Origin of the sequence: Streptomyces sp. NPDC060198 (assembly GCF_042728415.1) — a bacterium.
Classification (GTDB): Bacteria; Actinomycetota; Actinomycetes; order Streptomycetales; family Streptomycetaceae; genus Streptomyces.
Map to the genome: position 1 here is coordinate 1 of NZ_JBHWZJ010000053.1, position 20828 is coordinate 20828.

Genomic DNA, 20828 nt, shown 5'->3' on the forward strand with positions numbered 1-20828 from the left:
GCCCCGGACGCTTCCCTCCCCGACGAGGGGGGAGCGTCCGGGGCTCCGTCGTGTACCGGTGGTTCACGCACCGGCCGGCGGGTTACTTGTTGCGGCCGCGCTTCTCGCGGACCCGCACCGACATGTGGATCGGGGTGCCCTCGAAGCCGAACTCCTCACGCAGACGGCGCTCCACGAAGCGGCGGTAGCCGTGCTCCAGGAAGCCGGAGGCGAAGAGGACGAACCGCGGCGGCTTGGTACCCGCCTGGGTGCCGAAGAGGATGCGGGGCTGCTTTCCGCCCCGGACCGGGTGCGGGTGGGCGGCGACGATCTCGCCGAGGAAGGCGTTCAGCCGGCCGGTGGGGATGCGGGTCTCCCAGCCCTCGATGGCCGTCTCGATCGCCGGTACCAGCCTCTCCATGTGCCGGCCGGTCATCGCGGAGACGTTGACACGGGGCGCCCAGGCGATCTGCGCGAGCTCCGTCTCGATCTCGCGCTCCAGGTAGTAACGGCGCTCCTCGTCGAGGGTGTCCCACTTGTTGAACGCGACGACGATCGCGCGTCCGGCGTCCACGGCCATCGTGACGATGCGCTGGTCCTGGACGCTGATGGACTCGCTGGAGTCGATCAGGATGACGGCGACCTCGGCCTTCTCCAGCGCGGCGGCGGTACGCAGCGAGGCGTAGTAGTCCGCGCCTTCCTGGAGGTGGACGCGGCGGCGGATACCGGCCGTGTCGATGAACTTCCAGGTGATGCCGCCGAGGGTGATCAGCTCGTCGACCGGGTCCCGGGTGGTGCCCGCGAGCTCGTTGACGACGACGCGGTCCTCGCCGGCGACCTTGTTCAGCAGCGAGGACTTGCCGACGTTCGGGCGGCCGATGAGCGCGATGCGGCGCGGGCCGCCGAGCGGGGTGCCGCCGAACCGCTGCGCCGGGGCGTCGGGCAGGGCTTCGAGGACGGCGTCCAGCATGTCGCCGGTGCCGCGGCCGTGCAGCGAGGAGACCGGGTGGGGCTCGCCGAGACCGAGGGACCAGAGGGCGGTGGCGTCGGCCTCGCCGCTCTGGCCGTCGACCTTGTTGGCGCAGAGCACCACGGGCTTGCCGGCCCGGCGCAGCAGTTTGACGACGGCCTCGTCGGTGTCGGTGGCGCCGACCGTGGAGTCGACCACGAAGACGACCGCGTCGGCGGTCTCGATGGCGTACTCCGCCTGGGCGGCGACGGAGGCGTCCAGCCCCAGCACGTCCTGCTCCCAGCCGCCGGTGTCGACGACCTTGAAGCGGCGTCCGGCCCACTCGGCCTCGTACGTGACGCGGTCACGGGTGACGCCGGGCTTGTCCTGGACGACGGCCTCGCGGCGGCCGATGATGCGGTTCACCAGCGTCGACTTGCCGACGTTGGGGCGGCCGACGACGGCGAGGACGGGCAGCGGGCCCGCTCCGGCCTCGTCGAGGGCGCCCTCGATCTCCTCGGCGTCGAAGCCTTCCTGCGCGGCGAGCTCCATGAACTCCGCGTACTCGGCGTCGCCAAGTGCTCCGTGCTCGTGGTCCGAGCCGTCGGAGTGAATCTGGTCGTTCATGAAGTCCGTTCCTCTGTACGTCATCATCGATGGGCCGCGGTGACGCGGCTCACTACTCAGGTCTTGACCGGACGCCCGGTGAGGCGCCTGGCGTCTTCCAGGTGCGCGGCCAGCTTTCGCTGGATCCGCACGGTGGCCTCGTCCAGGGCCTTGCGGGTCCGGCGCCCGCTGCCGTCGCCCGCGTCGAACGCGTCGCCGAAGACCACGTCCACCCGGCTGCGCAGCGGAGGCAACACGGATATCAACCGTCCCCGGGCCTCCGTGCTTCCCAGGACCGCCACGGGCACGATCGGCGCCGCGCCGCGCAGGGCGAAGTACGCGAGTCCGGCCCGCAGTGAGGCGAAGTCGCCCTCGCCCCGCGTGCCCTCGGGAAAGATCCCGAGCGCCCCGCCCTGCGCCAGTACGCCGAGCGCCTGGGTGATGGCGGTGCGGTCGGCGGCCGTACGGTCCACCTTCAGCTGCCCGATTCCGCGCAGGAACGGGTCGAGGGGGCCGACGAACGCCTCTTTCTTGATCAGGAAGTGCACCGGCCGGGGCGCGGTACCCATCAGCATCGGTCCGTCGATGTTGTGCGAGTGGTTCACCGCGAGTATGACGGGTCCGGCGGCCGGAACCCGCCAGGCACCCAGGACCCGGGGCTTCCACAGCCCGTACATCAGCCCGATGCCGATGCCGCGCCCGACGGCCGCTCCGCGCGCGGAGGGCGCGGAAGTGGCATCCGTCACTTCGCGGCCCGCTTCTCCTCGACGAGGGTGACGACGCACTCGATGACCTGCTCCAGGGTCAGCTCGGTGGTGTCGACCTCGACGGCGTCGTCGGCCTTGGCGAGCGGGGAGGTCTTGCGGCCGGAGTCGGCCGCGTCCCGCTTGATCAGGGCTTCCTTGGTGGCGGCGACGTCCGCGCCCTTCAGCTCCCCGCTGCGGCGGGCCGCGCGGGCCTCCGCCGAAGCGGTGAGGAAGACCTTGAGGTCGGCGTCGGGCAGCACGGTGGTGCCGATGTCCCGGCCTTCCACGACGATGCCCGCTCCCGCGCCCGCGGCGATGGAGCGCTGGAGCTCCGTGATCAGGGCGCGCACCTCGGGGACCGCGCTGACGGCGCTGACGCCCGCGGTGACCTCCTGGGTGCGGATCGGCCCGGAGGCGTCCTCGCCGTCGACGGTGATCGTCGGGGCGGACGGGTCGGTGCCGGAGACGATCGCGGGCTTGGCCGCGGCGTTCGCGACGGCCGACGCGTCGGTGATGTCGACGTCGTTGGTCAGCATCCACCAAGTGATCGCCCGGTACTGGGCTCCGGTGTCCAGGTAGCTCAGGCCGAGCTTGGCGGCGACGGCCTTGGAGGTGCTCGACTTGCCGGTGCCGGAGGGGCCGTCGATGGCGACGATCACTGCGGAGCTTGCGGTTTCCACGGCGGTGGGCACCTTCCTGGTACACGGGGCGGGACGGGCGGGGACGAGGCAGGCCGACGAACGGCCTGGGCCAAGGTTACCGAGTACCGGGGACACACCTGTACCCCGTTCGGACGCACCCGGTACGGGGCGGGGTGCCCGGACCCCGTACCGGGCGGTGTTTCAGGGCCGGAGCGACCAGCCGCGCTCGGTGAGGGCGGAGCCGAGCGCGGCGGCGGCGCTGGGCTCGACCATGAGCTGGACCAGGCCCGCCTGCTGGCCGGTGGCGTGCTCGATCCGGACGTCCTCGATGTTCACCCCGGCCCGTCCGGCGTCCGCGAAGATCCGGGCCAGCTCGCCGGGGCGGTCGCTGATGAGGACGGCGACGATCTCGTACGAGGCGGGGCCCGCGCCGTGCTTGCCGGGGACCCGGACGCGGCCGGCGTTGCCGCGCCGCAGGACGTCCTCGATGCCCTCCGTACCCGCGCGGCGCTTCTCCTCGTCGGCGGACTGGAGGCTCCGCAGGGCCCGTACCGTCTCGTCGAGGTCGGTGGCGATACCGGCGAGCACGTCGGCGACGGGTCCGGGGTTGGCGGAGAGGATCTCCACCCACATCCGGGGGTCGGAGGCGGCGATCCGGGTGACGTCGCGGATGCCCTGCCCGCACAGGCGTACGGCGGTCTCGTCGGCCTCCTCCAGCCGGGCGGCGACCATCGAGGAGATCAGCTGCGGGGTGTGCGAGACGAGGGCGACGGCCCGGTCGTGCGCGTCGGCGTCCATGACCACGGGGACGGCCTTGCAGACCGCGACCAGCTCCAGCGCGAGGTTGAGCACCTCGGTGTCGGTGTCCCGGGTGGGGGTGAGGACCCAGGGGCGGCCCTCGAAGAGGTCCCCGGTGGCGGCGAGGGGCCCGGAGCGCTCCTTGCCGGCCATCGGGTGCGTACCGATGTACGGGGTCAGGTCGACCCCCAGCGCCTCCAGCTCGCGGCGGGGGCCGCCCTTGACGCTCGCCACGTCGAGGTAGCCCCGGGCGACGCCGTCGCGCATGGCGCCGGCCAGCACCGACGCGGTGTGCGCGGGCGGTACGGCGACGACGGCGAGGTCCACAGGACCCTCGGGCGGCTCCTCGGTACCGGCCCCGAGCGCCGCGGCGGTGCGGGCCGACGCGGGGTCGTGGTCGGCGAGGTGGACGTGGATGCCACGGCCGGCCAGGGCGAGGGCGGCGGAGGTGCCGACCAGTCCGGTACCGATGACGAGCGCGGTTCTCACTGGGCGATGTCCTTGCGGAGGGCGGCGGTGGCGCCGGGGCAGACGTGCTGGATCCGCGCCCGGGGGCGGTCTCGATGGGGGCGAGTGTCCGGACCACCCGGGGCACGGCCTCCCCGACGTCGGGTCCCGGGCGCGGATCAGCGGGACATCGACGATACCGAGCCCGCGGCGCGCGGCGGCCGCGGGGAAGCCGTTGCGGGGTGTCCACACTAGAGGGAACGTCCGGCGGGCGGGACGGGTGTTCCTCTCCGTGAGACGCGGGGCACGGCGGTACGGGGTGGGCCGGGGCCGTCCCGGTCCGCCACCCGGGTGGCGGCATCCACCGCCCGGTTGCTTCGCCCGGGGCGCCTGCGCCGCCACGATGCGTGGTGCCGGGACGGCTTCGTGTCCGGCGGGAAACGAGTACACGGGTGGCGCGCCGGGCGGTTTCCGGCGGTGGCCGTCCGGGTGAGGGAGCGGACCATGGGCGTACGGCGGAGGGCGGTCCTGGCGGCCGGAGCCGGGGGCGCGGCTGCGCTGGTGACGGGGTGCGGGTCGTCCGGCGGCGGGGACGGGGACACGGAGAGCTCCCCCGCGGCATCGCCCGCGTCGACGGCCTCGGCGCCCGACGCCGGTACGGAACTGGCCAGGACCTCGGACATCCCGGTGGGCGGCGGGAAGGTCTTCGCGGAACAGAAGATCGTGGTGACGCAGCCGAAGGAGGGCGAGTTCAGGGCGTTCTCGGCCGTGTGCACCCATGCGAGCTGCCTGGTGTCGTCCGTCAGCGACGGAACGATCAACTGTCCCTGCCACGGCAGCAGGTACAGCATCACCGACGCGGCCGTGGAGGCCGGACCGGCGCCCCGCCCGCTGCCGGCCGAGAAGATCACGGTCAGCGGCGGGGCCGTCCGGACGGCCTGAGCGACAGGCCTGGCCGCCCGGCTCACCCCTGCGGTCGGAGCTGCGCCACGAGAGCCGCCTCCACCACTTCGGGACGGCTGTGGGCCGTCAGCTCGCGGAGCCGGGTGGCCCAGCGCTCGGAGGGGACGCCGCGGTCCGCCGCCTGGGTCACCAGCCGGACCGCGGCGAGGCCGCCCGTGGCCGATCCCTCCGCCAGGAGGCCCGCGACCACCGCGTCGACGGCCTCCTCGGGCAAGGGCCCCGGTCGCTGGACCCGTACGGCGTCCAGGCACCCCGGACGGTCCCCGGCCAGGACGAGCCACCGCTCCCAGCGCCCCATCGAGGCGTCCCCCTCGGCCAGGGCCGCGGTCGCGGCCTCCAGAGCGGTCCGGGAGGCGGTGTGCGGGAAGCCGGCCCGCTCCAGCGCGTCGGCCAGCGCCTCGTACGCGGCCACGGGCCAGCCCGGTACCGGCCCGGACAGGTCGAGCAGCACCGCGAGCGCGGCCCGCTGCTCGGCCGTGCCCCCGCCGGCCCCCGGGGCGGCCGCGCCGAGCGCCCGCGTCAGCGCGGCCCTGCCGGACGGTCCTTTGGCCAGGCGGCCGAGCGTCCTCAGTACCGCGCTCCGCACCCCGCGCGGGCGCTCCGGGTCGGCGGCCACCGTCACGAGCCGCTCGGCGGCCTCCGGCTCCAGCGGCCCGGCGTGCGCCAGGGCGCGGGCCGCCTCCACCGCCACGGCCGTGTCCTCGGTGGCGGCAGCGCGGGCGAGGAGCTCGCACCGGGCGCGCCGGGCCTCCGGGCGGACCGGCCGGGCCGCGAAGAGCCGCTCGCTCAGGGCGGGGAGGCGCAGCCCGTCGCCGAGTCGCCCGGCCACCTCCGGGTCGTCCGCCCGTTCGGCGAGGGCCGGCACCATCGCCGCGCGGACGTCGCGGTGCTGCCCGGGCGCGTCCCAGCCCGCGAGAAGCGCGTCGAAGGCGGCACCCCGCCGGTCGCGGTCCCTGGCGGCCAGGCCGTGCGCGGCGGCCTTCCGGCTTCCCACGGAGCCGCTCGTCCCCGCGAGGACCGCGCCCAGCCGCCGTACGGCCTCGCGGTCCGGCACGGTGGCGAGCAGCACCGTCGCCCCGGTCATCGCCGCCCGGCCGCGTACTCCGCCGCTCGCCGCGCGGTCCAAGAGGTACTCCAGGGTCCGGGGGTGCGCACCCGCCCCTCCGAGCCCGGCGGCCAGGGCACCCAGCGCGGCGAGCGCGGCGGCGGCCACCGGCTGCGGGGCGTCCGCCGCGAGCCGCCGCAGCTCACCGGGGTCGCCGAGCAGGGCGGCGGCGTCGGTCCGCTCCCGCAGGGGCGCCCGGTCGTCCGCCGCGACGCGGACGAGATGGGCGTCGAGCAGGGCCCGTTGCTCCGGCAGCATCCGGCTCAGGGCGCGCCCTTCCCGGCGGGGCACCCAGTGGGCGGGAGGTGCCGCGCCGAGCACCGCGCCGAGCAGGTCGGTGCGGCGGCGGGCGAGGGTCCGCCAGACGAGCGGGACGACGATGAGGGAGGCGTCGGCCGCGAGCAGCCGGGCCAGACGCTCTTCCCGGGTCGCGGGGTCGCGCAGCCACAGCGTCGCGGCGGCCTCGCGTACGGGCGCCGTTCCCGCCGACGCCGACCGCCCGGTCTCCGCGTCCAGCCCGGCCAGTCGGGGCAGGCTGGGCGCCAGCAGTGCGGCCAGGATCACCGGGTTCTCGCGCACCGGGGCGGCGGACCCTTCCCACAGGGCCTCGGCCTCGGTGCCGGTCAGCGCCAGGGGCCGTACGGGGCCGTCGTACCGGGCGTCGGCGAGAACCGGCAGCAGCAGTCCGGCGACGGCGGCGGCCCGCGCGGGGTCCTGGCGGCGGGCGGCCGCCTCCAGTACCCGGCGGAGCCAGTGCTCGGCGGCGGCGAGGGTCTCCCGCGTCGAGTCCCTGGACTGCGCGGTGGTCGTCGCCGCGTCCCGCAGTACGGCGAACGGCACTGCGGGCAGGAGGCGTACGGGTGCCCTCCCGGCGGCGAGCAGGGCGTTCCTGCGCACGGGCTCCTGGTCGTGCCAGGCCCGTTCGCAGCTCTCCAGGACGCGGGCGTACTCCACCGGGTCACCCTGCAGCGCGGCACACGCCAGGAGGGCCGGCCATCCAGCGGCCCGGTCGAGCGGCCGGTGCGCGTCGGTGAGCTCCTTCAACGCGGGCTCGGCCTCCTCGAAGGGGAGCAGGGCCGCGAGTCGGGACCGGTGCATGAGGCGTCGGGGCAGGGGCGTCCACCGCTCGGCGATCGTCCGGGCGCGGTCGGCCGGGGGCAGCGAGGCGAGCACTCCGAATCCGGCGAACCCGAGGAACTGCCCGCTCGCCCCGAGGCGTTCCTCGGCCACCCGCCTTCGCTCCGCCGAAGGCAGCAGGGCGATCAGGGGCTGGGGCTCCTGGCGGATGCCCCGGTCGGGGTACCCGGTGAAGTCGTCGACGTGCAGGACCCGGGCGAGCAGGAGGAGATCGTCGCCGTCGCACGCCCCCAGCGCCCGCCGGGTGCGCGGGGGCAGCGGACGGTCCTCCAGCGGTACGCGGGAGGTCCCGGTGCGCCGCAGAACCGCGGCGAGTTCGGCCGGCCGGGCGAGCAGGGCCATGGCGGCGCGTCCGCCGACCAAGTGCGGCGCCCGTTCCATCAGCAGCATCCCGGCCGCCGGATCGCGCAGGGCGATCGTCATGGTGGTCGCCCCGCCGCCCTCGCGCCGCGTCCCGGCGTCGGCCGGGCGGCCGGCGAGATGTTCCGCGAGCGCGCCGGGGGCGGTACGGGCCAGCACGTGCAGGATCTCGGGCCGCACCCGGCCGAGCCTACCGAGCCAGTGACGGACCGTCACGGGCGTGCACGCCGCGAGCAGCCGGGCCGTGTCCTCGTCGCCGTGGCGGGCGTGGACACGGCCGGCCAGCCGGTCGGCGAGAGCGTGCCGCCGGGAGTGCCGCAGCACGCCGTAGGTGTCCCGGCGCACGGACGCGGGTCCGTGGAGGGCCAGTTCCTCCAGGGCGTGGTCGGGTACGGGGAGCCGGACGGCGGCCGACAGCGCGTGCCGCCGGAGCAGCGGGTCGGCGAGGGCCGCGGTCACGGTGGCCACGTCGCGGCGGACGGTGGCGAGGAAGAGGGCGAGTACCCGGTCGTCCGGCGTGCCGGAGTCCAGTTCGGCATGGGCCGCGCGGTATCCGGCCTCGTCCAGGGAACGGGTGCGTACGGCGATGGCCCGCATCCGGGCCGGGTGGGGCAGGTGGTCGAAGGCGATCGGCACGGGGGACTTCTTCTCTACGGATGCTCCGCCGGTCATCTGCCGTCCCCTGCGCGGACGGGCGTCGTCCACGGCGTTCGGGGGCGTCGGCTCTGGGCCGAGGTGCATGTTCGCACCCCGCCCGGCACCGGCACAAGGAAAATCCGCGGCACCCCGCGCCCTCCCCCGCGTAGCCTCACGCCCATGACCAGCCCCGATGCCGAATCCCTCGTCCGCGACCACACGGTCTACTCCTGCGTGATGGGGTCGCGGGCGTTCGGGCTGGCCACCGAGGGGAGCGACACCGACCGGCGTGGGGTGTTCCTCGCCCCGACCGCCTCGTTCTGGCGGTTCGAGAAGCCGCCGACGCATCTGGACGGCCCTGCGCCGGAGCAGTTCTCCTGGGAGCTGGAGCGCTTCTGCGAACTGGCCCTGCGCGCCGATCCGAACGTCCTGGAGTGCTTGCACTCACCCTTGGTGGAGCGGATCGACGACACCGGCCGCGAACTCCTCGCGCTGCGGGACGCCTTCGTGTCCCGCGAGGTGTACACCACCTTCACCCGGTACGCGACGGGCCAGCGACGGAAGCTGGAGGCCGACGAGCGGACGCACGGCGCCCCGCGGTGGAAGCACGCCATGCATCTGCTGCGGCTGCTGATGTCCGCCAGGGACACGCTGCGTACCGGGGCGCTGATCCTCGATGTCGGCGAGCGGCGCGAGGAGCTGCTCGCGGTGAAGCGGGGCGAGGTGGAGTGGCCGGAGGTGGAGCGCCGGATGGCGCGGCTGGCCGGGGAGTGCGAGGAGGCTCTCGGCCGTTCCCCGTTGCCGGCGCGCCCCGACCGGGCCCGGGTCGAGGACTTCCTCGTCCGGACCCGGCGGGCCTCTGCGCTGGGCGGCGGCTGAGCGCGTCGACGGCTGAGGACGGACGGTACGTACTCAGGGGCTCGGGCGCTCCTGCCCCTCGCGGGCCCTGCGGACGGCGTCGAGGTGCCTCGCCTGCCGTCGCGTCAGCAGCTCGTCGACGGGTTCGAGGAACCGGTCCCACGCACGTTCGGCGGCCTGTGACGGATGGGAGGTACGAGCATAGTTTTGAGCTGCGGCGATCGCCTTGTCGTAGAGCTCGTGGTCGGTGGGGAGGGCACTCGACCGCTCGCGTCGCAACCATGTGACCAGCCACGGCATGTCCCGGGGCCAGCCGGGATTCGCCAGGGAGCGCACGCGCAGATGTCCCAACCGGTCCCACCGACCCCGTGAGTGCCACTTGCGCGAGTCGGCGGGCGGCAGCCCGGGCGGCAGGTCCTTCACCGGACCCATGGTGTCAGGTGACGGCGCCCCGGGCCACGCGGTTTCCGGGAGGACGGACTCACCCTGCCGGCCTTCCGGGCCGAGCAGGTGCGCTCCCGGGTCGGACCACCTGCGGTCGCTCCCCCAGCCGGGCCCGCACGACGAGTTCGTGGAGTGCCTCGAACACGGCCGGCCGCTCCCCCAGCCGGGTTTCCTCCTGGGCGGTGTCGAGCGTCGCAACCTCGCGGGCCACCGCGTCCCGGTCCGGCCCCTCCACCGCACCATGCTCGGCGACAGCCTTCGCCTCGATCAGGGCGGGCAGCCACTTCGGGGCCTCCACCACGTCCAGCAACGTCGGCAGATGGGCCTCGATCACACCCGTACGCATCGCGTGGACGCCGGTCAGCAGGGCGCGGAAGGTGTAGAGCAGCGGCTTGAGTTCGCCGTTCTTCTCGAAGAGCCGCCACTGGGTTCGGGCGAACCCCCGGTAGTGGTCGGCGTGATGACGCGTCATCACCCCGGGTGCCAGGTCGATGAGGTCCTGGTGGAGAGGACTCGTCCGCACCACCAGCGGGGAGAGGAGCTGCTCCAGTACGTATCCGTTCGGCCGCAGCATCAGCCGGACGAACTTCCGCAGATCGTGGGTGACGAGGTCCGTCTCCACGCCGTCCCGCACCCACATCCGGCTCCGGGTCTCCTCGGGCTCACGGAGTCCCACCAGGTCACGGGCGGGCAGGACGTGGATCCCCCGCAGGTCCACGTCCGAATCCCGGGACGGGAAGCCGTACAGATGTGCCCCCGAGACGGTGGCGAAGACGAGGAGCCCCGGCTCCTCGTCGACCACGGCCCCGAGGTCGACGTCCGGGAGCCCCGCCGTTCCGGTCCGTATCGTGCAGGTCCGTCTCGCGTTGATCCGTTTCGCACGTGCCTCGTCGGTCGGTACCGCCTCGGTCCCACCGATCGCGCTGTTCATGGCTCAAGAATCCCAGAGCGCCCCCAGCGACAGCAGGTCGCTCCGGTACTCGATCCGCTCGGCCCACTCCTGGGGCCAGGCCGAGGCTCCCAGGTGGGCGCCGGCGAGCGCGCCGGTGAGGCAGGCCAGCGAGTCGGAGTCGCCCCGGGTGCAGGCGGCGCGGCGGAGCGCGGTGACAGGCTCCTCGGGGAAGAGCAGGAAGCAGTGCAGGGCCGTCGCGAGGGCCTCCTCGGCGATCCATCCGTCCCCGGTGGTCTCGCAGGGGTCGGTCTCCGGGGAGGGGTGGCGCAGCGCCTCCTGGACGCGGGTCAGGACGTCCAGGCACTCGTCCCAGCCGCGCTGGATGTAGGACTGGGCGGAGGCGTCGTGGGTGTGGCGCCAGAGGTCGCCGAGCCAGCGCTCGTGGTAGCGGCTGCGGTTCTCGTACGCGTAGCTGCGCAGCTGTCCGACGAGGCCGAGGGGTTCGGCGCCCCTGGCCAGCAGGTGGACGGCGCGGGCCATCAGGTCGGAGGCGGCCAGTGCGGTGGGGTGGCCGTGGGTCAGGGCGGCCTGGAGCTGGGCGGCGCCGGCGCGTTGGTCGTCGCTGAGTCCGGGGACCAGCCCGACCGGGGCGACCCGCATGTTGGCGCCGCACCCCTTGGAACCTGTCTGGCTGGCTTCCTGCCAGGGGCGGTCGCTGTCGAGGAGCCGGCAGGCAACCATGCAGGTGCGACCGGGGGCACGGTTGTTGTCCGGCGAGTGGTACCAGTCGACGAACTCCTCCCGGACCGGGCGGGCCAGCCGGAACCCGGTGAGCAGACCCCGGTCCATGGCGGTGCGGATGCCCCGTCCGAGGGCGAGCGTCATCTGGGTGTCGTCGGTGACGAAGGCCGGCCGGGACAGCTCCATCGTGCGCCACGGGCCGCACTTGGCGAGGATGGCGGGCACGTCGTTGAACTCGGTCGGGAAGCCCAGCGCGTCGCCGAGGGCGAGTCCGACGAGCGAGCCGGTGGCGGCCTGTTTGGTGCGGGTTCCGGTGGCGACGGTCATGGGGTTCTTCCTTCCGGTCGCAGGAGCGGGGGGTGCAGGGTGGTGGCGGTGCCCGCCCGGTAGAGGGCGGCGGGCTTGCCCCGGCCCCCGGTGCGGCGCGGCGGCCCTTCGACGGCTTCGACGAAACCGGAGGTGGCGAGGACCTTGCGCCGGAAGTTGGGGCGGTCGAGGACGGTGCCCCAGACGGTCTCGTAGACCTGCTGGAGCTCGCCGAGGGTGAACTCGGCGGGGCAGAACGCCGTTGCCAGACAGGTGTATTCGAGCTTGGAGCCGACGCGGTCGTGGGCGTCGGCGAGGATGGTGTCGTGGTCGAAGGCGAGCGGCCCGGGCACCCCGGTGTCACCTTCGCCGAAGGCCCACCAGCGGGCGCTGACCGCGTCGCCGCCGCCGCGCGGTTCGGGCAGGTCCGGCAGGAGCGCGGCGTACGCGACGGAGACGACCCGCATCCTCGGATCGCGGTCCGGTTCGGTGTAGGTGCGCAGTTGTTCGAGGTGGACCTCGCAGACGGTGTCCTCGTCCAGGCCGGTCTCCTCGGCCAGTTCGCGGCGGGCGGCCTGCGGGGCGGACTCGCGGGGGGCGACGAAACCGCCGGGGAGCGCCCAACGCCCCTTGTACGGTTCCTCACCGCGTTCCACCAGCAGCACGTGGAGCCGCCCCTCACGGACGGTGAAGACGGCGAGGTCGACGGTGACGGCGAACGGGGTGAAGGCGTACGGGTCGTACCCCTCGGGGGCCCCTTCGGCCCCGTGCGCACGGGAGTTCATCGTCGCTCCGGGAGTGGCGGGTTGAAGTGCCACCCGGTCGCGAGGAGTTCGTCGACGGCGGCGACGGCGGTGGCGATCCGCTCTTCGCGGGTGCCGGTGACTTCCACGAACCGTCTTCCGGTGCGGGTGAGTTCGGCGCGGAAACGGCCCGTCATCCAGGGCCGCAGCTCCTCGCCGTCACGCAGCCCGTCGTCCTCGAAGGGGAGGCCTTCGTGGTCGGTGAGCAGCCACAGGTGGTGGTCGACACGGTCCGCGGTGGCCTCGACGCGCGGGTTGCGCCCGCCGACGTACCGCTCGTGCCAGACGGTGGTGGCGAAGGAGTCGGTGTCGCAGAAGAGCACCGGCGAACCGGTCCGCGCGGCGGCCTCCTCGCGGTCGTTCTGGACGGCGGCGATCAGCGGGAAGTCGCCGGTGGTGAAGACGACGTCCTCCCACTGGGCGCCGGGGTGGTCGGCGCGCAGGGCGGCGAGTTTCTGCTCGCTGAACTCCCGCCCGTACTCCGGCACGCTGCGCGTCCGGGCCCACACCCCGCCGCGCCGCCGGTAGTGCTCGGCCAGGGCGAGCGTCAGGGTGGTGGTGCCGGTGGACTCCGCGCCGAGCACGACGACCCGGCGGGTCAGCGCGGCCCGTACGGCCGGCTCCAGGAAGTCCCAGCAGGCAACGGGGTCCTCGCGGACCGCCGTGCCGGAGACCGGGAAGACGGTGCGGTCCGGGTCGACGCAGACCGGCTCGGCGCCGAAGCGCCGGGCGAGCTCGTCGCCGTACGCCTCCGAGGAGAAGACGGCGTCCACCCGCTCGGGGACGGCGGCGGTGAACACCGCCATGTGCGCGTCCCAGACCGCGGGGTCGTGGACGTCCATGCGTATGTCGTCCACGGCTCCCACGACCGTGGCGCCGGGGTGCGTCTCGCGCATCCAGGCGACCCGGTCGGCGAGCGGCACCGATTCGACGCCGGCGGCGCAGACCAGGACGGTCAGCCGCTCGCAGCGGTCCTGGGCGGTGCGGACGAGGTGGTGGTGGCCCGCGTGCGGCGGGTAGAACTTGCCGAGCACCAACCCGTGGGCGTACTTCTTCACGCCGCCGCCTCCGCGCGCCCGGCCGTGGGGCCGGCCACCTCCGGGTCCGCCGCGAGGTCGCGCCGCCAGGAGCGCAGCCCGGCCGCGCAGAGCGCGAGGAAGCCGACGTACAGCAGCGAGGTCAGATACAGGCCCTTGTGGGCGTAGAGCGGGATGTAGACGAGGTCGGCGGCGATCCACAGCCACCAGGACTCGACCCGCTTGCGGCTCTGCCCATAGGTCGCCATCAGGGAGAGCGCGGTCGTCAGCGCGTCCCAGAACGGCACGGTCGAGTCGGTGGCCCGGGAGAGCAGGAGGGTCAGCGCGAGGGTCCCCACCACCCCCGCCGCGAGCAGCCAGGCCCCTTCGGTGCGCGGCGTACCGCGCACCGGCAGGACGGGTGCCCCTGGTCCACCCCCGTGGGTCCAGGTCCACCAGCCGTACGCGGCGAGGGCGATGAAGACGATCTGGAGTCCGGCGTCGGCGTAGAGGCCGGACTGTGCGAACAGCAGGACGAAGAAGAGGTTGTTGGCGATGCCGACCGGCCAATTGGCCAGGTGCTGGCGCACCACGAGCCAGACGCAGAGCGCCCCGCTGCCGAATCCGAGCACCTCGGTCCAGCTGACCGGGGTGTCCAGCCAGGTGAACAGGGGCTCCTGCAGGGGATCGAGGACATCCGCGAGACTCATGCCCGCCTCCTTAATGGTCACTCTGACTATAAAGATGTCCTGGGGTATGCGAAAGGCCCGCGGCCGGTTCTGTTCGGAAACTTCGAACAGAACCGGCCGCGGGCCTTCGGGAGGGCCCCAAGGGCTCCCCGGGGTCTTACAGACCGACCTCGCGCATCAGCATGCCGACCTCGGTGTTGGTCAGGCGGCGCAGCCATCCGGACTTCTGGTCACCCAGCGGGATCGGCCCGAAGGAGGTCCGCACCAGCCGGTCGACCGGGAATCCGGCCTCGGAGAGCATCCGGCGGACGATGTGCTTGCGGCCCTCGTGGAGGGTCACCTCGACCAGGTAGTTCTTGCCGGTGTTCTCGACGACGCGGAAGTGGTCGGCGCGGGCGTACCCGTCCTCCAGCTGGATGCCGTCCTTGAGCCGCTTGCCCAGGTCGCGCGGGAGCGGGCCCTGGATCGCGGCGAGGTACGTCTTCTTCACGCCGTACTTCGGGTGGGTGAGGCGGTGGGCGAGCTCACCGTGGTTGGTGAGCATGATGATGCCCTCGGTCTCGGTGTCCAGCCGGCCGACGTGGAAGAGCCGCGTCTCACGGTTGGTGACGTAGTCGCCGAGGCACTGGCGGCCGTCCGGGTCCTCCATCGAGGAGACGACGCCGGCCGGCTTGTTCAGCGCGAAGAAGAGGTACGACTGGGTCGCGACGGTCAGACCGTCGACCTTGATCTCGTCCTTCTGCGGGTCGACGCGCTTGCCCTGCTCCAGCACGATCTCGCCGTTGACCTCGACGCGCGCCTGCTCGATCAGCTCCTCGCACGCCCGTCGCGAGCCCATGCCGGCCCGGGCGAGGATCTTCTGCAGCCGCTCGCCCTCCTGCTCGGCGCCCGGGTGGGTCCTGACCACCTTGAAGTCCGGCTTGTCGGCGTACCGGTCGCGGTTGCGCTGCTCGATCTTCGCGTCCAGCTCGCGCGGCCTGGCCTGGCCCGAGGGGCCGCGCCGGAAGCCGCCGCGGGCGTTGCCGGGCTGCGGGGACTTCGGTCCGCCCTTGGCACCGCCGCGGGCCGAGGCGCCGCGGCCCTTGCGTGCTTCGCTGTCGCCGGCACCCGACGAGCTGGTCGAGGGGCCTACGTCGTAACGGCGCTCCTCCGGGCGGGGGCGGCGCGGACGCTGCTCCTGCTGGTCGTCGCGCCCGCCGCGGCCCTGGGCGCCCTGGGCGGGCCCCCGACCGCCCTGACCACCCTGACCGCGACCGCCCTGGCCGCCCTGAGCCGGTCCGCGACCGCCCTGGCCGCGGCCACCCTGGCCACCGCCCTGGCCGCGGCCGCCCTGGCCACCGCCCTGGGAGTTGGACCGGAAGGACCCGCCGCTGCCGCCCCGGGGGTTCCGGTTGCCGCCGCCGCTGCTGCCGCTTCCGCTGTTACTGCCACTGCTTCGCATCAAAATTCCGTCTTGTCGTCTGCGTGAGTATCCGGGGTGTCCGGTGCGTCCGGATCGAACGACGGCACACCCTCTAGCGTCTCAGCCTCGATCGCGTCCGCTTCCGGGAGGAAGGGAGCGAGTTCCGGGAGCTCGTCCAGACCACGCAGGCCCATACGCTCCAGAAAGTAGTTCGTCGTCCTGTACAGGATCGCACCTGTTTCGGGTTCCGTCCCCGCCTCCTCGACCAGAGCACGCTGGAGGAGGGTCCTCATGACCCCGTCGCAGTTCACTCCGCGCACCGCCGAGACCCTCGAACGGCTGACCGGCTGGCGGTACGCGACGACCGCGAGGGTCTCCAGTGCCGCCTGGGTGAGACGGGCCTGCCGGCCGTCCAGGACGAAGCTCTCCACCGCCTCCGCGTAGGCGGGCCGGGTGTAGAACCGCCAGCCGCCCGCCACGAGCCTCAGATCGAATCCGCGGCGCTGGGCGGTGTACTCGTCTGCCAGCTCCCGCAGGGCGAGTGCCACGGCCCTCGGGGGCCGCTGGAGGACCTTGGCGAGGTGTTCCACGGTGGCCGGCTCGTCCACGACCATCAGGACCGCCTCCAGGGCGGGCTTCAGCTCCAGGTCCGCCACGCTCCCGGACCCGGCGGGCTCCCCGTCGTACCCGGGCTCCCGCTCGTCCGCGAAGCCCCGCGCCCCGCCGTGCCGCGGTGCGCCCCCGTGCTCCGGTCCGGCGGCGACTCCGCCGACTCCCCCGGTCCCGCCGGTCCCGCCGACTCCGCTCACGTCTCCACGCCCTCTTCCGTATCCGGCTGGACTTCCTGGTCGAACTCGTCGGTCACGACGGGCTGCGCGCCCTCCTCGCCGCACCACCGCACGAGGAGCTCGCCGAGCGCCTCCTCCTGGTCCAGCGCGACCGCCTTCTCCCGGTACAGCTCGAGGAGCGCGAGGAAGCGCGCCACCACCGTGAGGGTGTCGGCCGCGTCCTCGGTGAGCTCCCGGAAGCTGGCCCCGCCCGACCGCCGCAGCAGTGCGACCACGATCCCCGCCTGCTCGCGCACGCTGACCAGCGGCGCGTGGATGTGGTCCACGTAGACCTGCGGCTCGGGCCGTGGCTGCATGGCCTTCGCGGCGAGCCGCGCGAACCCCTCGGGGCCGATGCTGAGGACGACCTCCGGCAGCAGCGCCGCGTGGTGCGGCTCCAGCCCGACCGTGCGGGGGAAGCGCCGCGACTCGGCGTCCAGCCGGTCGCTGAAGATGTCCGCGACCCTCTTGTACGCCCGGTACTGCAGCAGCCGCGCGAAGAGCAGGTCCCGCGCCTCCAGAAGGGCGAGGTCGGCCTCGTCCTCGACCTCGGCGGTGGGCAGCAGCCGGGCGGCCTTGAGGTCGAGCAGGGTCGCGGCGACCACCAGGAACTCGGTGGTCTGGTCGAGGTCCCAGTCCGCCCCCATCGCGCGGATGTGGGCCATGAACTCGTCGGTGACCCTGGAGAGCGCGACTTCGGTCACGTCCAGCCGGTGCCGGGTGATCAACTGGAGCAGCAGGTCGAAGGGGCCTTCGAAGTTCGCCAGCCGCACGGTGAACCGTCTGCCGTCCTCCGGCGCCCCCTGTGGGCCCCCGGACGGCCCGCGAGGCGCATCGGGCACCTCGGGCGCTCCGGACGGCTCCGGGGGCACTGGAGGCGCGTCCAGCGCCTCGGGAGGTTCCGCGGGGGCGGGGGCCGCCTCCGCCTGCGCCGGCTCCGCCGCCCCGGGTCCTCGTCCGAGGGCGCGGCGGCGCGGGGCGGCGGAGTCGTCGGGCGTGGGCAACGGCACGTGACCAGTCCAGGTGTACGGCGGGCGGCGGACCGGCCGCCTCGTGCCGTCGCGCACGGGCCGGGTGTCCGGCGGGGAGCGGAGCCGGCCACGCGGGGCGGGCGGCAGGGTTTGCGGCCCTGCCGGGCAGGCTACCCGCGGCGGACCGCTCAGCGGCCGCGCAGCCGCCGTACGAGGATGCTCGCGTCGCCGCGCGATTCCAGGTCGGCCAGGACGACGGCGACCGCTTCGCGGACGATACGCCCGCGGTCGACGGCGAGGCCGTGCTCGCCGCGCAGGACCAGCCGGGCGTGTTCGAGGTCCATCAGTTCCTCGGCCGAGACGTAGACCGTGATCTTCTCGTCGTGCCGTTCCCGGCCGCTGGGCCGCCGGTTGGCACCCCTGCCCTGCCCGGTGCCGCGTCCGCGCTGCTGCTCCCCGGTCTGTTCCTGGGACGGCGGCCGGCTCTGGGGCCCGGGGCCGGTCCTTGGCCCCGTCACACGCTCGGGACCGCCCGTACGTCCGCGCGGGTCGACCCCCTCGGCGCCGGTCGCGGAGTGGTCCTCGCGCCCTGTCTGCCGCTCCGGTGGGGCGCCGCCCGCCGGGGCGGACGGCGCTGTGTCGCCCTCCCCGGCGGGTGCGGGCACCCGTGCCTCGCCGTTCGCCTTGCGCCGCCGCTCCGCCGGGGAGGAGGACTGGAGTCCCATCCCCCCGGTGGTGCGGAACAGTTCGTCGGCACCGGGCAGACTCACTCGGCGTGACACCGGGCGAGCACCTCCCTGGCGAGCTGTCGGTAGGCGGCGGCGCCGACCGAGTTGGAGGCGTACGTGGTGATGGGCTCACCGGCGACCGTGGTCTCCGGGAAGCGCACCGTGCGCCCGATGACCGTGTGGTAGACGTGGTCGTCGAAGGCCTCCACCACACGGGCGAGCACCTCGCGGCTGTGCACCGTACGGGAGTCGTACATCGTGGCGAGGATGCCGTCGAGCTCCAGCTCGGGGTTGAGCCGCTCCTGGACCTTCTCGATGGTCTCGGTGAGCAGGGCCACACCGCGCAGTGCGAAGAACTCGCACTCCAGCGGCACGATCACCTTGTGTGCGGCCGTCAGCGCGTTCACGGTGAGCAGGCCCAGCGAGGGCTGACAGTCGATCACGATGTAGTCGTAGTCGGCCATCAGCGGCTTGAGCGCGCGCTGCAGGGTCGACTCGCGGGCCACCTCGCTGACGAGCTGCACCTCGGCGGCGGACAGGTCGATGTTGCTGGGCAGCAGGTCCATGTTGGGGACCGCCGTCTTCAGCAGAACCTCGTCGGCCGCCATGCCCCGCTCCATGAGCAGGTTGTAGACGGTGAGGTCCAGCTCCATCGGGTTGACGCCGAGGCCGACCGAGAGAGCGCCCTGCGGGTCGAAGTCGACGAGCAGGACACGTCGTCCGTACTCGGCGAGCGCGGCACCCAGGTTGATGGTCGAGGTGGTCTTGCCCACCCCGCCCTTCTGGTTGCACATCGCGATGATCTTGGCGGGACCGTGCTCGGTCAGCGGTCCCGGGATCGGGAAGTAGGGCAACGGGCGCCCGGTCGGGCCGATCCGCTCACGGCGCTGTCGCGCCGCGTCGGGGGCGAGTGTGGCCGCGTACTCCGGATCGGGTTCGTACTCGGCGTCGGGGTCGTAGAAGTGCCCCTCGGGCATCTCGGCGAAGTCGGCGAGGTGGGCGGTGTCGCGGCCACTCTCGTTGCCGGCCATGGCGTTCACGTGTAGGCCGTCCATCATCTGGGGGGGCGTCGTCATGTGCTGGTGGGTCGCGAAGGTGCGGACCGCGACGGAGCCGACAGCTTCGAGCCCGTTCGGGCCCTGACCCCGTGCAGGCATCCCTGGTTGACCACCCCCGGGAGTAAATGTCGACTCATTCACAAGTCGTCTTACCTCCTTGGATGTGACCAGGAAACTTATCGATAGGTCAGCGTGGCACCATGCCGACGATGGGCGACTCTATGGCGTGTCACCGGTCCGCAGCAACACAATCTGCCGGACCCGGCCCGATGTGTCGGCAATCGAACACCCTCCTGTCAAGGGTGTGCGGGGAGCGAGGCGCGCATTTCACGAGGGAATGAATCGGGTAAATCAGGGCGTTCAGCGCGAGTTGCCCGTGAGCCCCCGAACCCCCTCACACGTCCGGCCGGACCTTGCGCGACAAGGTCCGGCCGGAGGTACGGGATTGACGGGACGGCGGGCGGAAGGAGGCCTCCCCGTCAGCCGACGATCGAGCCCAGCTCGACGTGCGGGAGGTCGTGCGCCTCGGCGACTTCACGGTAAACGACTTGCCCGTCATGGGTGTTGAGGCCCCTGGCCAGGGCCGCGTCCCGGCGCAGCGCCTCGACCCATCCCCGGTTCGCCAGCTCGACGATGTACGGGAGCGTGGCGTTGGTGAGGGCGTAGGTGGAGGTGTTCGGAACCGCGCCGGGCATGTTCGCGACGCAGTAGAACACCGAATCGTGGACCGTGAAGGTCGGTTCGGCGTGCGTGGTCGGGTGCGAGTCCTCGAAGCAGCCGCCCTGGTCGATCGCAATGTCGACAAGAACACTTCCCGGCTTCATTTTGGCGACCAGCTCGTTGGTGACCAGCTTCGGGGCCTTCGCGCCCGGGACGAGGACGGCACCGACGACGAGGTCGGCCCCGACGACCGCCTTCTCCAGTTCGAAGGCGTTGGAGACCACGGTCTGAACCCGGGTACCGAAGACCCTGTCGGCCTCGCGCAGCTTGTTGACGTCCTTGTCGAGCAGGGTGACGTGGAAGCCGAGCCCCACCGCGATCTGCGTGGCGTTCCAGCCGGAGACGCCACCGCCGATGACGACCGCCCTGGCGGCGGCCGTACCGGGGACACCGCCGGGCAGCACGCCCCGGCCGCCCGCGGAGCGCATCAGGTGGTACGCGCCGACCTGCGGGGCCAGCCGGCCCGCGACCTCGGACATGGGGGCGAGCAGCGGCAGCGCGCGGTTCGCGGTCTCGACGGTCTCGTACGCGATGGCGGTGGTACCCGACTCCAGCAGCGCGTCGGTGCACTCGCGGGAGGCCGCGAGGTGGAGGTAGGTGAAGAGAGTCTGCCCCTTGCGGAGCCGGTGGTACTCCTCGGCGACCGGCTCCTTGACCTTGAGCAGCAGGTCGGCGGCGGCCCAGACCTCGTCCGCGGTGGGCAGGACGCGCGCGCCGGCGGCGGCGTACTCCTCGTCCGTGATGGACGAGCCCGCACCGGCGCTCCGTTCGACGACGACCTCGTGGCCGTGCCGGACCAACTCGTGCACTCCGGCGGGCGTGATCGCCACCCGGAACTCGTTGTTCTTGACTTCGCGGGGGATGCCGACCTTCACGTCGATCACGGTCCTTGACTCGGAGGGGCGCCCGGGCAGCGGGCGGCCGACCTGTGGCCGGGAGAACGCCGGATTGCACGGACGTGCACAGAAACGCACCTCACCCGTGGGGCACCACGGAAGCAGGCGGC

Annotated in this window: 19 protein-coding genes and 1 pseudogene; 2 read left to right on the top strand and 18 right to left on the bottom strand. The window is 73.4% G+C overall.

Going from position 1 to position 20828, the window contains the following annotated elements:
- Positions 1 to 82: 82 nt before the first annotated feature.
- From der to ACFWEP_RS10170, 5 genes and pseudogenes are all read right to left on the bottom strand, one after another.
- A complete protein-coding gene (der, locus tag ACFWEP_RS10150) occupies positions 83 to 1555 on the bottom strand; it encodes a ribosome biogenesis GTPase Der (protein ID WP_387368415.1) in 1473 nt (490 codons plus the stop codon).
- Between the two features lie 56 nt (positions 1556 to 1611).
- On the bottom strand, positions 1612 to 2280 hold the full coding sequence (locus ACFWEP_RS10155) for a lysophospholipid acyltransferase family protein (RefSeq protein ID WP_387368417.1): 669 nt from the start codon (positions 2278 to 2280) through the stop codon (positions 1612 to 1614).
- Positions 2277 to 2972, bottom strand: a complete 696-nt coding sequence (gene cmk, locus ACFWEP_RS10160) for a (d)CMP kinase (protein ID WP_387368419.1) — start codon at positions 2970 to 2972, stop codon at positions 2277 to 2279. The genes ACFWEP_RS10155 and cmk overlap by 4 nt, the downstream gene beginning before the upstream one ends.
- Positions 2973 to 3122: 150 nt before the next feature.
- Complete coding sequence (locus ACFWEP_RS10165) at positions 3123 to 4208, bottom strand: prephenate dehydrogenase (RefSeq protein ID WP_387368421.1); 1086 nt, start codon at positions 4206 to 4208, stop codon at positions 3123 to 3125.
- A pseudogene (locus tag ACFWEP_RS10170) lies at positions 4205 to 4397 on the bottom strand (chorismate mutase); the annotation flags it as partial. The pseudogene ACFWEP_RS10170 and the gene ACFWEP_RS10165, both read right to left, overlap by 4 nt.
- Before the next feature lie 273 nt (positions 4398 to 4670).
- Here ACFWEP_RS10170 and ACFWEP_RS10175 point away from each other — a divergent pair.
- A complete protein-coding gene (locus tag ACFWEP_RS10175; protein ID WP_387368423.1) occupies positions 4671 to 5108 on the top strand; it encodes a Rieske (2Fe-2S) protein in 438 nt (145 codons plus the stop codon).
- Between the two features lie 22 nt (positions 5109 to 5130).
- On the opposite strand, the gene ACFWEP_RS10180 is transcribed toward ACFWEP_RS10175, so the two are convergent.
- Positions 5131 to 8403 (bottom strand): hypothetical protein, encoded by a 3273-nt coding sequence (locus ACFWEP_RS10180; RefSeq protein ID WP_387368425.1) that lies wholly within the window; start codon positions 8401 to 8403, stop codon positions 5131 to 5133.
- Between the two features lie 144 nt (positions 8404 to 8547).
- Here ACFWEP_RS10180 and ACFWEP_RS10185 point away from each other — a divergent pair, with 144 nt between their 5' ends.
- On the top strand, positions 8548 to 9246 hold the full coding sequence (locus ACFWEP_RS10185) for a DNA polymerase beta superfamily protein (protein WP_387368427.1): 699 nt from the start codon (positions 8548 to 8550) through the stop codon (positions 9244 to 9246).
- Positions 9247 to 9279: 33 nt separating this feature from the next.
- Here ACFWEP_RS10185 and ACFWEP_RS10190 read toward each other — a convergent pair whose 3' ends face one another.
- The 12 genes from ACFWEP_RS10190 to ald all read right to left on the bottom strand — a co-directional run bounded on the left by ACFWEP_RS10190 (position 9280) and on the right by ald (position 20697).
- Entirely contained in the window at positions 9280 to 9657 is a 378-nt protein-coding gene (locus tag ACFWEP_RS10190) for a hypothetical protein (RefSeq protein ID WP_387368429.1), read from the bottom strand.
- Between the two features lie 49 nt (positions 9658 to 9706).
- Positions 9707 to 10600 carry a DNA polymerase beta superfamily protein gene (locus ACFWEP_RS10195; RefSeq protein WP_387368431.1) on the bottom strand — a complete coding sequence of 298 codons (894 nt, stop codon included), beginning with the start codon at positions 10598 to 10600 and terminating at the stop codon, positions 9707 to 9709.
- 3 nt (positions 10601 to 10603) lie between these two features.
- Complete coding sequence (locus ACFWEP_RS10200) at positions 10604 to 11629, bottom strand: ADP-ribosylglycohydrolase family protein (RefSeq protein WP_387368433.1); 1026 nt, start codon at positions 11627 to 11629, stop codon at positions 10604 to 10606.
- Entirely contained in the window at positions 11626 to 12393 is a 768-nt protein-coding gene (locus ACFWEP_RS10205; RefSeq protein ID WP_387368435.1) for an NUDIX domain-containing protein, read from the bottom strand. The genes ACFWEP_RS10200 and ACFWEP_RS10205 overlap by 4 nt, the downstream gene beginning before the upstream one ends.
- A complete protein-coding gene (locus ACFWEP_RS10210; RefSeq protein ID WP_387368437.1) occupies positions 12390 to 13469 on the bottom strand; it encodes an AAA family ATPase in 1080 nt (359 codons plus the stop codon). The genes ACFWEP_RS10205 and ACFWEP_RS10210 overlap by 4 nt, the downstream gene beginning before the upstream one ends.
- Positions 13466 to 14137 carry a nicotinamide riboside transporter PnuC gene (gene pnuC, locus ACFWEP_RS10215; RefSeq protein ID WP_387368439.1) on the bottom strand — a complete coding sequence of 224 codons (672 nt, stop codon included), beginning with the start codon at positions 14135 to 14137 and terminating at the stop codon, positions 13466 to 13468. Before pnuC ends, ACFWEP_RS10210 begins: the two co-directional genes overlap by 4 nt.
- Before the next feature lie 136 nt (positions 14138 to 14273).
- Entirely contained in the window at positions 14274 to 15557 is a 1284-nt protein-coding gene (locus ACFWEP_RS10220; protein ID WP_387368441.1) for a pseudouridine synthase, read from the bottom strand.
- Positions 15557 to 16132 carry an SMC-Scp complex subunit ScpB gene (scpB, locus tag ACFWEP_RS10225; RefSeq protein ID WP_387368451.1) on the bottom strand — a complete coding sequence of 192 codons (576 nt, stop codon included), beginning with the start codon at positions 16130 to 16132 and terminating at the stop codon, positions 15557 to 15559. Before scpB ends, ACFWEP_RS10220 begins: the two co-directional genes overlap by 1 nt.
- Positions 16133 to 16323: 191 nt before the next feature.
- Entirely contained in the window at positions 16324 to 17349 is a 1026-nt protein-coding gene (locus tag ACFWEP_RS10230) for a segregation and condensation protein A (protein ID WP_387368453.1), read from the bottom strand.
- Between the two features lie 155 nt (positions 17350 to 17504).
- Positions 17505 to 18086 (bottom strand): hypothetical protein, encoded by a 582-nt coding sequence (locus tag ACFWEP_RS10235; protein WP_387368455.1) that lies wholly within the window; start codon positions 18084 to 18086, stop codon positions 17505 to 17507.
- Positions 18083 to 19201 (bottom strand): ParA family protein, encoded by a 1119-nt coding sequence (locus tag ACFWEP_RS10240; protein ID WP_387368443.1) that lies wholly within the window; start codon positions 19199 to 19201, stop codon positions 18083 to 18085. The genes ACFWEP_RS10235 and ACFWEP_RS10240 overlap by 4 nt, the downstream gene beginning before the upstream one ends.
- A gap of 380 nt (positions 19202 to 19581) precedes the next feature.
- Positions 19582 to 20697 (bottom strand): alanine dehydrogenase, encoded by a 1116-nt coding sequence (ald, locus tag ACFWEP_RS10245; protein WP_387368457.1) that lies wholly within the window; start codon positions 20695 to 20697, stop codon positions 19582 to 19584.
- Between the last annotated feature and the right edge of the window lie 131 nt (positions 20698 to 20828).